12 protein-coding genes are annotated in these 11,728 nt (G+C 53.2%); 8 read left to right on the top strand and 4 right to left on the bottom strand.

What is annotated here, in order from left to right; all coding sequences use genetic code 11:
* Positions 1-12: 12 nt before the first annotated feature.
* From GE278_12930 to GE278_12895, 8 genes are all read left to right on the top strand, one after another.
* Complete coding sequence (locus tag GE278_12930) at positions 13-912, top strand: 4-deoxy-4-formamido-L-arabinose-phosphoundecaprenol deformylase (protein ID QLK61617.1); 900 nt, start codon at positions 13-15, stop codon at positions 910-912.
* The gene (gene arnT, locus GE278_12925) at positions 912-2,582 is read left to right on the top strand and encodes a lipid IV(A) 4-amino-4-deoxy-L-arabinosyltransferase (GenBank protein QLK61616.1); all 1,671 of its coding nucleotides are present in this window, start codon (positions 912-914) and stop codon (positions 2,580-2,582) included. The genes GE278_12930 and arnT overlap by 1 nt, the downstream gene beginning before the upstream one ends.
* The gene (gene arnE, locus GE278_12920) at positions 2,579-2,911 is read left to right on the top strand and encodes a 4-amino-4-deoxy-L-arabinose-phosphoundecaprenol flippase subunit ArnE (protein QLK61615.1); all 333 of its coding nucleotides are present in this window, start codon (positions 2,579-2,581) and stop codon (positions 2,909-2,911) included. The genes arnT and arnE overlap by 4 nt, the downstream gene beginning before the upstream one ends.
* A complete protein-coding gene (arnF, locus tag GE278_12915) occupies positions 2,908-3,297 on the top strand; it encodes a 4-amino-4-deoxy-L-arabinose-phosphoundecaprenol flippase subunit ArnF (GenBank protein ID QLK61614.1) in 390 nt (129 codons plus the stop codon). Before arnE ends, arnF begins: the two co-directional genes overlap by 4 nt.
* 157 nt (positions 3,298-3,454) lie before the next feature.
* Positions 3,455-3,934, top strand: a complete 480-nt coding sequence (locus GE278_12910; GenBank protein QLK61613.1) for an endopeptidase — start codon at positions 3,455-3,457, stop codon at positions 3,932-3,934.
* Between the two features lie 83 nt (positions 3,935-4,017).
* A complete protein-coding gene (locus GE278_12905) occupies positions 4,018-5,034 on the top strand; it encodes a lipoate--protein ligase (GenBank protein ID QLK61612.1) in 1,017 nt (338 codons plus the stop codon).
* 329 nt (positions 5,035-5,363) lie between these two features.
* Positions 5,364-6,092 carry an EAL domain-containing protein gene (locus GE278_12900; protein QLK61611.1) on the top strand — a complete coding sequence of 243 codons (729 nt, stop codon included), beginning with the start codon at positions 5,364-5,366 and terminating at the stop codon, positions 6,090-6,092.
* Positions 6,093-6,233: 141 nt separating this feature from the next.
* Positions 6,234-7,688, top strand: a complete 1,455-nt coding sequence (locus GE278_12895; protein ID QLK61610.1) for a YdiU family protein — start codon at positions 6,234-6,236, stop codon at positions 7,686-7,688.
* 54 nt (positions 7,689-7,742) lie between these two features.
* Here GE278_12895 and GE278_12890 read toward each other — a convergent pair whose 3' ends face one another.
* The 4 genes from GE278_12890 to GE278_12875 are packed head-to-tail and all read right to left on the bottom strand — an operon-like array spanning position 7,743 to position 11,410.
* Positions 7,743-8,531 carry a heme ABC transporter ATP-binding protein gene (locus GE278_12890; GenBank protein ID QLK61609.1) on the bottom strand — a complete coding sequence of 263 codons (789 nt, stop codon included), beginning with the start codon at positions 8,529-8,531 and terminating at the stop codon, positions 7,743-7,745.
* Positions 8,524-9,531, bottom strand: coding sequence for an iron chelate uptake ABC transporter family permease subunit (locus GE278_12885; protein QLK63288.1), 1,008 nt, complete (start codon positions 9,529-9,531; stop codon positions 8,524-8,526). Before GE278_12885 ends, GE278_12890 begins: the two co-directional genes overlap by 8 nt.
* Before the next feature lie 17 nt (positions 9,532-9,548).
* Positions 9,549-10,379, bottom strand: coding sequence for an ABC transporter substrate-binding protein (locus GE278_12880; GenBank protein QLK61608.1), 831 nt, complete (start codon positions 10,377-10,379; stop codon positions 9,549-9,551).
* Positions 10,376-11,410: a hemin-degrading factor gene (locus GE278_12875; GenBank protein QLK61607.1), complete on the bottom strand. Its 1,035-nt coding sequence runs from the start codon at positions 11,408-11,410 to the stop codon at positions 10,376-10,378. Before GE278_12875 ends, GE278_12880 begins: the two co-directional genes overlap by 4 nt.
* Positions 11,411-11,728 lie beyond the last annotated feature (318 nt).

The raw sequence follows: 11,728 nt of genomic DNA, 5'->3' as shown, positions 1-11,728 counted from the left end.
ACGGTGCCATTCATGAAGAAAGTGGGTCTGCGCATTGATGTAGATACCTGGAGTGGCACCCGTGAGGGTGTCCCTCAGCTTCTGCAATTGCTTGCGAAACATAACATCACAGCCAGTTTCTTCTTCAGCGTCGGGCCGGATAACATGGGGCGTCACTTGTGGCGCCTGCTTAAACCGCGCTTTTTATGGAAGATGCTGCGCTCGAATGCTGCGTCGCTTTACGGCTGGGATATCTTACTGGCTGGTACCGCATGGCCGGGTAAACCGATCGCGCGTGACCTCGGTTATCTGATGAAAGAAACCGCCAAACGCGGCCATGAAGTCGGACTGCACGCCTGGGATCATCAGGGCTGGCAGGCGAAAGTGGGCAAATGGTCTGAAGAACAGTTGCAACAGCAAATTCAGCTGGGTCTCGACGCGCTGGAAAAAAGCCTCGGTCACGATGTTGAATGCTCGGCGGTGGCAGGCTGGCGCGCTGATGAGCGCGTTATAGAAGTCAAAGAGCAGTTCCATTTCTATTACAACAGCGATTGTCGCGGGAAATATCCGTTCCTGCCGGTGCTGCAAAATGGCACGCTCGGCACGGTACAAATCCCGGTGACGTTACCGACCTATGACGAAGTCGCTGGAGGGGACATCAATGCCGATAACTTCAACGACTTTATCCTTGAAGCTATCGCGCAGGACGAAGGTGTGCCGGTATATACCATTCATGCGGAAGTGGAAGGGATGTCGCTGGCAGCACAATTTGAAGAGCTGTTAACCCGTGCTGCGGCGCAGGGGATTAAGTTCTGTGCGCTGGGGGATTTATTGCCTGAAGATCTCAGTTCGCTGCCAAAAGGCAAAGTGGTTCGCGCCAGTTTCCCCGGACGGGAAGGCTGGTTAGGTTGTCAGCAAGAAGGTTTTTCCTGATGTCGAAAGCATATAAAAGCGTGTGGAGCACACTGGTTCTGGTGTTTTTCGCACTGGTTTATCTCGTTCCTCTCAACACCCGCCTGTTATGGCAACCCGATGAAACCCGTTATGCCGAGATCAGCCGCGAAATGCTTCAGCGCGGCGACTGGGTAGTGCCACATTTGCTGGGTTTACGCTATTTTGAAAAACCGGTAGCGGGTTATTGGTTCAATAATCTTAGCCAGATGATTTTTGGCGACAGCAACTTTGCAGTGCGCTTTGGCTCAGTGTTCAGCACGATGATCAGCGCCTTACTGGTTTTCTGGCTGGCCAATCTGATGTGGCGTAACCGCCAGACTGCATACATCGCCACGCTGATTTATCTCTCTTTCACGCTGGTGTTTAGTATCGGCACCTACAGCGTGCTGGATCCGATGATCACCCTGTGGATGACCGCCGCAATGGTCGCCAGCTATTTCTGTCTGCGCGTATCCCGTACGCCGCAAAAAGCCCTGAGCTGGATAGCACTGGGACTGGCCTGTGGCATGGGCTTTATGACCAAAGGTTTTCTGGCGCTGGCGCTGCCGGTGATTGCGGTTCTGCCGATTGTCTGGCGTGAGAAACGTTTCAAAACCCTGTTTGGCTGGGGACCACTGGCGGTGGTAAGTGCCGTAGTTCTGAGCCTGCCATGGGTGCTGGCGATTGCCCGTCATGAGCCCGATTTCTGGAATTACTTCTTCTGGGTCGAACATATCCAACGGTTTGCAGAAGCTGACGCGCAGCATAAAGCGCCATTCTGGTTCTATCTGCCGGTGCTCTGTCTGGGGGCGCTGCCGTGGCTGGGTCTGCTGCCGGGGGCATTGCGCGAGGGATGGACTAAACGTGTTATGCGCCCGGAACTGTTCTTTCTTTTAAGCTGGGCGATCATGCCGCTGATCTTTTTCAGTATCGCCAAAGGTAAATTGCCGACCTATATACTGCCGTGTTTCGCACCGCTGGCCCTGCTGGTGGCCGATCATCTCGAACAGATCCGTCAGTCCGGGAAGTTACGTGCGCTGAAGGCTAACGGTGTCATCAACATCATTTTTGGTGTGCTGATGGCGATCACTGTGCTGGTGATATCGGGCATTTTGCCGATCCACGTCAAAGCCGTCTTTAGCCGCACGGAGCTACCGCGCGCCCTGATCGGTATTCTCTGCTTTGCCGTATGGGCGCTGGCAGGCGCGATGTCTCTGACCGATGTGAAAAAACGCTGGTACTGGGGCGCTGTCTGCCCGCTGGTGCTGGCGTTATTGGTCGGGCAGGCGCTCCCCCAAAAGGTGATGGATTCCAAACAGCCGCAGATATTTTTAGAAAAAAATATCGGCCTGTTGCAGGAAAGTCGTTATGTCCTGACGGATAATGTGGGCGTTGCTACTGCTATTGCCTGGGCACTCAAACGTAGCGATATCCTGATGTTTGATGAGAAGGGCGAGCTGCAATACGGTTTAAGTTATCCTGATGCGAAAGATAACTTTATTGACTCAGCCAGCTTCCCTGCGTGGCTGCAAAAAGCCCGTAAGGAAGGGAATGTTTCAGTGATCCTCAGACTCGACCGTAATGCTCACGTTAAATCAACAATGCCAGCCGCTGATAAAACAGTGCTTATTGACCGTCAGGCGCTGTTGTTCTACAAAAAACTGCCATGACCGGATTCCTTCTGGTGTTGACAGTGAGCGTGATCACCTGTGGCGGCCAGCTTTGTCAAAAGCAGGCCGCGCAGGTGTCCGCTCGTGGCATCGTTCACGTACTGCGCTGGCTGGCGCTGGCGGTGCTGTTACTGGGTATCGCCATGCTGCTGTGGTTGCGGGTTTTGCAGCTTTTGCCGCTCAGCCTGGCGTATCCGATGCTTAGCCTGAACTTTGTCCTGATCACACTTTGCGCCAAATGGATTTTTCATGAATACGTCGATGCCCGGCACTGGTTTGGCGTGGCGTTGATCATGTCGGGGATCGCACTGATGAGTGTCAGCCTATGAAAGGATATCTGTGGGGCGGGGCAAGCGTACTGTTAGTGACGATGGCACAACTGCTGATGAAGTGGGGCATGGTGCAAATCCCGTGGTTTGCACTTTCCGATATCAACATTGCCTTTGTGCAGAGTCACTTAAGCGCACTGACCGCGGTGTTTTTCGGGCTGTGCGGCTATGCGCTTTCAATGGTCTGCTGGTTCTTCGCGCTGCGCGTTTTACCCCTCAATCGTGCCTATACTTTGCTCAGTCTGAGCTACGCACTGGTCTACATCGCTGCCGTCACACTGCCGTGGTTCAATGAAAGCATCAGCTTAACCAAAACTCTCGGCGGGATGCTGATCCTCACTGGTGTGTGGGTGATCCACAGTAAACCGGCGAAAAATCCTCACTGATACTCTGCCGCCACGATAAAAATCATCATTTAAAGATTGGATGACGGATAAAATAGCGTTAAATTCTATTAGTTCTTAGATAACGGCGACTTATCCGGCCCGCGCAAATCCCCGCGTTATAGCCTCAGCCGTGATGCGATTCAAGAAGGAATGCACTATGCGCTGGTCGTCCGTATCCATGTATTCCCTGCTGGCTGTTGCCGCATTAATTCTTAACGGTTGCAGCAGCCACGCACCGCCGCCAAGTGGCCGTTTCGCCGATTCTATTACCGTGGTCGCCGAACTTAACGATCAGCTCAGCCAGTGGCATGGCGCACCTTACCGTTATGGCGGATTACAACCGAGTGGCGTGGATTGTTCCGGCTTTGTCTTTCGGACTTACCGCGACCGCTTTGGCGTTGTTCTGCCACGCACCACTGCTGATCAAACCAAAATTGGCACCAAAGTCTCCCGCGACGAACTACTTCCTGGCGATCTAGTTTTCTTTAAAACCGGCAGCGGCGAAAATGGATTACACGTGGGTATCTACGATACAGCCGATCAGTTCATCCATGCATCTACCAGTCAGGGCGTTACGCGCTCTTCGCTTGATAACGTCTACTGGCGCAAAGTTTACTGGCAGGCGCGGCGCATCTGACCCATTCCCCCTGTTCTCAGCGCGTATTTGATCCTGATTTTTGCTGTTATTATCGAAGCAGACTTTTTCAGGATGAATACGCGATGAAACCTCTCAGATTATTACTTTCCGATTCTTACGATCCCTGGTTCAATCTTGCTGTTGAAGAATGCATTTTTCGTGAAATGACCACCGATCAGCGCGTGCTGTTTCTGTGGCGTAATGCGGAAACTGTAGTCATCGGCCAGGCGCAAAACCCGTGGAAAGAGTGTAATACCCGCAGAATGGAAGAAGACGGGATCCGGCTGGCTCGTCGCAGTAGCGGGGGTGGGGCGGTTTTTCACGATCTTGGGAATACCTGTTTCACCTTTATGGCCGGCAAACCTGAATACGACAAAAGTGTGTCTACCCGCATCATTCTGAACGCGCTAAAGACGTTGAAGATTGATGCCAGTGCATCAGGACGCAACGATCTGGTGGTGCAGACTGCCGAAGGTGAGCGAAAGATTTCTGGTTCGGCCTATCGCGAAACGGTCGATCGCGGTTTTCATCATGGCACCTTATTGCTTAATGCTGATCTCAGCCGTCTTGCGAACTATCTCAATCCTGATGTGAAAAAACTTCAGGCCAAAGGCATCACCTCTGTGCGCTCACGGGTGGCGAATCTCAACGAATTTGTGCCCGGGATTCATCACGACCAAATTTGCGCGGCTGTTACCGATGCCTTTTTTGACTGGTACGGCCAACGCGTTGAACCGGAAATCATTTCGCCGGATGTCTTCCCAGATTTACCCGGTTTTCCGGAACGGTTCGCCAAACAAAGCAGCTGGGAATGGAACTTTGGTAAAGCGCCAGCCTTCAGCCATGAACTCAACGAACGCTTTGTCTGGGGAGGCGTAGATATTCACTTTGATGTGGAAAAGGGCAGCATCAGCCGGGCGCAAATTTTTACCGACAGCCTCAATCCGGCACCTTTGCTGGCACTTGCTGAGAAGCTATCCGGAACGCGATACCGCGCTCAGGATGTCTCGCTGGCCTGTGACAAAATCATTGAACAGTCTCCGGCGCTACGTGCAGAGTTAACTGAACTGCAAACCTGGCTGATCCGGTGCGTTCAATAATCTGAAATCCCGGAGAAACGCTGGTGGTGGAGGCTCCGGGGCTTGCGCAATATTTCACAACACCTTATAACCGTTAGCGAAAAGTTTACGGTTTCGCATATTCTGCGCGGAAAAAAGTGCGTAGGAAACTGATGATTTGCTGCAAAACCCCCCCGCATCAAGCCCGAAGTTGCACGTTTTGAAGGCTGGCGATAAGATTAGTCCTAAACTTTATTTTGATATTAAATTCCTCTTATTTCTTTGTTACCTCGGGCTTCCGTCATTTCTGCGGAAGGATAAAATAAGAAAGGCCTCATTCACCTCGTAGTGCCGTTGAGTTTTGGAAAATAATGAAAATACAATTCGATACGGCCTTTAACAGCAGCTTTCTGTGTCAGCCTATTTACTCTGTCGAAGGGAAATTGCTGGCGATTGAATTAATTTGTCGCTTTTCCAGCACAGACAGCAAGTTAACTATGCCGACGGAACTGGTTTTAAACCTGCTGTCTCAGGCTCAGTTGCTGCGTTTTCTCAACGAACAACAGCTTTGGGCGAGTCAGCATGCGCAATGGTTTAGTGATAATCAGGTGATATTGAACATCGGGGTCGAAGAAAGACTGGTGACGATTTTGCTGGAAAATGAAATCCTGCGCGATGCCTTTAAAGCCCATGCCTTCGTCCAGCTCAATCTCAGTGAGTCATTTCCGCAGCTATCTGAGGGTCGCAATAATCAACAGTTAATGGCGCTGAAACAGCATTTCACCCTTTGGTTAGACAATTTCGGTTCAGGCAACGTCAACATGGCGCCCATTTTCGACCATCTTTTTCAGTGGGTGAAAATGGATAAAAATCTATTTTGGCAGTTATACGAGGGGGAACATTTCTCTATCGTCATGCCTTCATTACTGAGAAACGTAAACCGCTTTTGCCGTAACGTTGTGGTGGATGGCCTTGATAATCAGGACTATTTTGACGCCTTACGCAAGAAAGATGTGCAGGGGCTAAAAGGCTTGCTGTGGCCTGGCGTCGACCCTGATCAGCTCGACAGTCTGCTCGTCAGGCCGGTCCAATTTCATTAATCGTTCGTTTCACGTTTCGCATTTTAATCCCGGCCAGCTCGCGCTGGACCGGGATTTGCCGTTTATCGCCACCTAATCTCCCTGCTGTTAGTCCGTGTTAATCACGACGGCGCGGCTCTACACTTAAGAAAAGGGGAAAATATGCCGCTATTCGAACATCACTACGGCGACCAGCTCGGTGGATTTTATACCGCACTGCAACCGACGCCACTTAAGGGCGCACGGCTTCTTTACCACAGCGCACCGCTGGCGAAGGAACTGGGTCTCGATGAGACACTGTTCAACACCGCTAACGGTGAATTCTGGTGTGGCGAAAAATTCTTTCCCGGCATGCTGCCGCTGGCGCAGGTCTACAGCGGCCATCAGTTTGGTCAGTGGGCGGGGCAGTTGGGCGACGGGCGCGGAATTCTGCTTGGCGAACAGGTATTGCCAGAGGGTAAACGGGTTGACTGGCATCTGAAAGGTGCGGGGCTGACGCCCTATTCGCGCATGGGCGATGGTCGCGCAGTGCTGCGATCGGTGGTGCGCGAGTTTCTGGCCTCCGAAGCACTGCATCATCTGGCCATTCCAACTACACGCGCGCTGACGATCGTCACCAGCGATCAGCCGGTGTTTCGCGAGCAACCCGAACGCGGTGCAATGCTGATGCGCATTGCCGAAAGCCATATCCGCTTCGGTCACTTCGAGCATTTTTATTATCGCAAACAACCTGAGCAAGTGAAGCAGCTGGCTGATTATGTCATCGCGCATCACTGGCCGCAGTTGCTGGAAAGTGAACCAGCAGAAGCACAACGTTACCAGCAGTGGTTCACTGAGGTGGTTGAGCGTACAGCAAAGATGATCGCACAGTGGCAGAGCGTAGGGTTCGCACACGGCGTAATGAATACCGACAATATGTCGATTCTCGGACTGACGATGGACTATGGTCCGTACGGATTTCTCGATGATTATCAGCCAGATTACATCTGTAACCACTCGGATCATCAGGGACGCTACAGCTACGATAATCAGCCTGCGGTGGCATACTGGAACCTGCATCGTCTGGCGCAGACGCTTTCCGGACTGATGAGCACTGAGCAGCTTCAGGCCGCGCTGGGTGAGTACGAACCGGCGCTGATGAAAGCCTATGGCACGCTGATGCGCGGTAAACTGGGCTTTTTCACTGAAAATAAGGCGGACAATAATTTGCTGACCGGATTACTTAGCCTGATGGCGAAAGAGGGGCGCGATTTTACGCAGACCTTCCGCATGCTAAGTCAGGTCGAGCAGCAACAGGCGACCTCGCCGCTGCGCGATGAGTTTATCGACCGGACGGCATTTGACAGCTGGTATCAGGATTACCGTCAGCGGTTACAGGAAGAAGGTGTGGACGATGCGACGCGTCAGCTGGCAATGAAACAGAGTAATCCACGCATTATTTTGCGTAATTATCTGGCGCAACAGGTGATTGATAAAGCCGAAGTGGACGACATCAGCGCCTTAACGGAATTACATCAGGCACTTTGTGACCCTTACAACGATAATCCGCAATACGATGGTCTGGCCGCTCTGCCGCCGGACTGGGGTAAACATCTGGAAATTTCCTGCTCAAGCTGAGCCACTTTGCGCCACAGAGGGAAATTCCTGTGGCGCAATTTTTGACGAGGAAGCCTACTGGCGTAAGAAGACCTGAGGTAATTCGGTTTCGGGATGCACGCAAACGTTCAGATCGGCCTGATACCAGTGGTTTAGCGTCTCTTCACGCAGAACGTCAACCGGCGTCCCGCTGGCAACTACTCGTCCGCTGTGCAGCAAAATAATCCGGTCGGCATACAGCGACGCCAGATTCAGATCGTGCAGTACGCAGCATACTGAGAGCGGCGTCTCCTGCGTTAACTGACGTAACAGACGCAATGCATGTTGCTGATGATATAAATCCAGCGCAGACGTTGGCTCGTCCAGAAACAGCCAGCGCGGTGAAGGTTCCGGCTGCCAGAGCTGGATCAAAACACGAGCCAGCTGGACGCGCTGCTGTTCGCCGCCCGAAAGATGTCGGTAATCGCGGTCTGCCAGATTCAGACAGTTTGTTTGCCTCATGACCTCGGTCAGCGCATGTTGCATATTCAGCTGGCCGTGTGGTGAGCGCCCGAGCGTCAGCACTTCCCGCACACTGAATCCGAACGCCAGCGTACTGTTCTGGCGCATCACCGCCCTGGTGCGCGCCAGTTCCTGCGCAGGCCACTCGGTCAGCGGTTTTCCTTGAAGCGAACAACGCCCTTGTTGCGGTGCCAGATAGCCAGTGAGCATGCGCATCAGCGTGGATTTTCCTGCGCCGTTCGGACCAATCAGTGCCACCATTTCACCGCCGTGCAGACTGAGCGAAACATCATCAATCAACCGGCGGCCTTCAACGGAATAAACCAGATTTTCTGCAATCAGGGACGAAGATATATCAGACATTTCGTGGAACTCCCGGACGCAGGATCAGCCATAAAAAATAAGGGCCGCCGATGATGCTGGTGATGAGACCGACCGGCATTTCCGCCGGAGCCACCAGCGTGCGTGCCAGCGTATCGGCCAGCAACAAAAGACAGGCTCCTGCCATCGCCGAGCCTGGCAACAACCAGCGGTGATCGGCGCCGATGCGCATGCGTAGCAAATGTGGGATCACCAGACCGATAAAGCCAATCACGCCCGATACCGCCACCGCAGCCCCGACCAGCAGAGCGCTCAGCAGCAGTAACTGCAACTGTGTACGTCGGACATTGACGCCAAGATAGTGCGCATCCTCTTCGCCCAGCTGCAGAATATTCAGACGTCGGGACATAAAGAACGTCGCGATGCACGCAGGTAAAATAAGGGATGAAACAACGGCAAGCGTCGGCCATTGCGCCTGCCCGAGGCTGCCCATACTCCACAGGGAGAACTGACGCAGTTGCTGATCGTCACTGACATAGGTCAGCACGCCAACTGCTGCGCCGCACAGCGCATTGATAGCAATACCCGCCAGCAGAAGGCGAGACAATCCGCCGTGTCCGAAACGGCTTAGTGTGAATACGATAAGCGAAATGGCCAGGCTGCCGACAAAGGCGCTGATCATATGGCTGTAAAGCGCCAGCAACGGCGGCAGGGCGAATGGCATCACGATGGTCAGCGCCACCGCCAGCGCTGCGCCGGAGCTTATACCCAGTAATCCGGGATCGGCCAGCGGGTTGCGGAAAAGCCCCTGCATCACCGCACCGGAGCTGGCCAGCGCACAGCCGACCACCACTGCAAGCAACACGCGGGGCAGGCGTACGGTCAGCCAGACCTGCCATAAGCCGTCGTTGAACGGCAAGCCCATCAGCGTTCGGAGCGAAAGGGACATCGCGCCGGTATTTGCCGCCAGAATTGCCAGCAGCAACAGAGCTCCGCCGAGACCAGCCAGCGCCCAAACCGGCGAGCGCCGACGTAATGGCATTGGGGGGCTAATGCTGCTCATTTCACGTTTTCCGCCGCCTGACGAAGTTGCGCCATCACCGCCGGAGTCTGCAATCCAAAGCCCAGCAGGGACATATCATCCAGCACCAGAACGCGCTTGTTTTTACCCGCTGGCGTCATCGCCACGCCCGGCAATTTCCAAACTTGATCCATCCCGCCCAGGGTTTTAACCCCGTCAGCGGTCAGCAGTAGAATATCTGGCGCACTGACGATCACGCCTTCCTGCGACAGCGGACGATAGCGGCTGAAACCCTGCATGGCGTTTTTCGCGCCTACGGAGGTGATCATTGCATCTGCCGCCGTATCCTGACCTGCAGCCATCGAGTTCATGCCGCCGTGGCTCATCACAAATAACATTTTGACCGGTAAAGTTTCCTGCTTAATGGCGGCAAGCTGTGCGCGGTAAGTCGTGATCAGCTTTTCACCTTCAGCCTGACGGTTTAGCGCCTTGGCAATCACTTCGATTTTTTTCGGCACGGCATCCACCGACGCCGTCCCCGGCACGCGGATCACTTTCACGTGGTTTTGCGCCAGTTGCTGTAACACCAGCGACGGTTCCGCCAGTTCGCTGCTCAGCACCAGCGTCGGGTGCATAGAAAGAATGCCTTCAGTGTTGAGCTGGCGCATATAACCGACGTCAGGCAGAGCGAGAACTGCTTTCGGACGCAGACTGGTGCTGTCGCGAGCCACCAGTTGATCGCCCGCACCCAGCGCGTAAACGATCTCCGTGACGTCACCGCCGATGCTCACCAGTTTTTCTGCGGCATGCAGAACGGGCGCGGCCAGCAAGGACGCCGCAGCGAGCAGCACTTTCAGAGTGTGTTTCATGCGGCAACGCCTTCGCTGCAGAGCTGCGCCAGTTGTTCGCGCCACAACGTTTGCTCCGGTGTGCCTTCGGTACGCTGACCGTAAAGCTGCGCTATCTGCGTGCCATCAGCGGCGAACAGTTCCAGACTGGTGACGAAACCGTCTTTGGTCGGTTTGCGGGTGATCCAGCTTTCCGCAATCGCACTTTCGACTAAGTGCAGGGTGAAGCGCTGATTAAAGACGTTGATCCATTCACCATGCGGCATCACTTTTTCGATCTGGCCGGTAAATATCTGCACGCAGCCTTGGTTGCCAACAAAAATCATGATCTCGTTCTGATCTGCTTTGGCGATATTCAGCAAACGTGTAAGAGAGCCGTTTTCAACGCGCCATGCCAGATCGTCGCCTACTGCTTTGAAAGCCTGCTGACGGGTGACATTGTGGCGTTTCAGAAGCTGGAAGAACTGATGAACGTCGGTCATTGCGCGCCATTCAGCCTCCAGAGCGGTAGGATCGGCGGCTTTCAAAACAGGCGTTGCCGGTGCAGCTTCCATTTGCAGAGGCGGATTAACATCAGTTTTGTATTGATCGACCAGCGCATTCCACATCGCCATATCCGTTTCATCGGTGGTATAGACCTTATGCACCGCGTCGCCTTGGGCATCGAAAAACTGAATACTGTAGCGCTCGCCGCGCGGAGTCGATTCCGTCATGCTGAAAATGTGCACCCAGTGTTGCAGGAACAAACGCAGATCCAGAGCACGTGGATTGAGGATAAGACCGGCGTGGCCGTTCAGATGCTGGTTCGTATAATGGCCTTCCTGCTCGTGGACGGCATAATCATTGCGGGTAATGGATTTCGTGCCACCCACACTTTCCAGTGCAGCCAGCAGAGTCCGGCCATCAACATTCAGTTTTGCTGCATCGTGAGAAACACGTAAAGCTGTTAATTCAGCTTCGCTGATGCCAAGAATTTCGGCCAGATCGCGGGCGTATTTACCCGGATTTGCTTCTTTGGCCTGTAAATAATCCTGATAGTGAACTGAATGCATAGCTGCTTCCTCGTAGTCTTAATTGTCATCCGCCATCGGGCAGATAAAAATTTGAGCTGTTATGTGAATGATTTGTAAAATATTATCCCAAATGAGCCAAGCTACCTCATGCAATGCTAATGGGAATTAATATCAATTTGATAATCATTATCAAATCATTAAAGAAACACATCAAGGAAATTTTTGTTGGCAGAATGTAATTCCCGGCAAATACCCCTTTAAATACCGTGGGATAACTGCCGCCAATGTCGCAACCAGAGAAGGGGATTAACCTGTTTTTAGCTACAAAAAAGGGCAACAAAATGTTGCCCGGAGTGA

It is taken from the genome of Enterobacteriaceae bacterium Kacie_13 (assembly GCA_013457415.1).
Taxonomy (GTDB): Bacteria; Pseudomonadota; Gammaproteobacteria; order Enterobacterales; family Enterobacteriaceae; genus Rahnella.
This window is presented reverse-complemented; position numbering and strand designations above follow the sequence as displayed.

What these genes read in the sequence shown, in the direction of transcription:
- GE278_12930 (QLK61617.1), top strand. Translation starts at nt 13, where the DNA reads ATGAAGAAAGTGGGTCTGCGCATTGATGTAGATACCTGGAGTGGCACC.
- arnT (QLK61616.1), top strand. Translation starts at nt 912, where the DNA reads ATGTCGAAAGCATATAAAAGCGTGTGGAGCACACTGGTTCTGGTGTTT.
- arnE (QLK61615.1), top strand. Translation starts at nt 2,579, where the DNA reads ATGACCGGATTCCTTCTGGTGTTGACAGTGAGCGTGATCACCTGTGGC.
- arnF (QLK61614.1), top strand. Translation starts at nt 2,908, where the DNA reads ATGAAAGGATATCTGTGGGGCGGGGCAAGCGTACTGTTAGTGACGATG.
- GE278_12910 (QLK61613.1), top strand. Translation starts at nt 3,455, where the DNA reads ATGCGCTGGTCGTCCGTATCCATGTATTCCCTGCTGGCTGTTGCCGCA.
- GE278_12905 (QLK61612.1), top strand. Translation starts at nt 4,018, where the DNA reads ATGAAACCTCTCAGATTATTACTTTCCGATTCTTACGATCCCTGGTTC.
- GE278_12900 (QLK61611.1), top strand. Translation starts at nt 5,364, where the DNA reads ATGAAAATACAATTCGATACGGCCTTTAACAGCAGCTTTCTGTGTCAG.
- GE278_12895 (QLK61610.1), top strand. Translation starts at nt 6,234, where the DNA reads ATGCCGCTATTCGAACATCACTACGGCGACCAGCTCGGTGGATTTTAT.
- GE278_12890 (QLK61609.1), bottom strand. Translation starts at nt 8,531, where the DNA reads ATGTCTGATATATCTTCGTCCCTGATTGCAGAAAATCTGGTTTATTCC.
- GE278_12885 (QLK63288.1), bottom strand. Translation starts at nt 9,531, where the DNA reads ATGCCATTACGTCGGCGCTCGCCGGTTTGGGCGCTGGCTGGTCTCGGC.
- GE278_12880 (QLK61608.1), bottom strand. Translation starts at nt 10,379, where the DNA reads ATGAAACACACTCTGAAAGTGCTGCTCGCTGCGGCGTCCTTGCTGGCC.
- GE278_12875 (QLK61607.1), bottom strand. Translation starts at nt 11,410, where the DNA reads ATGCATTCAGTTCACTATCAGGATTATTTACAGGCCAAAGAAGCAAAT.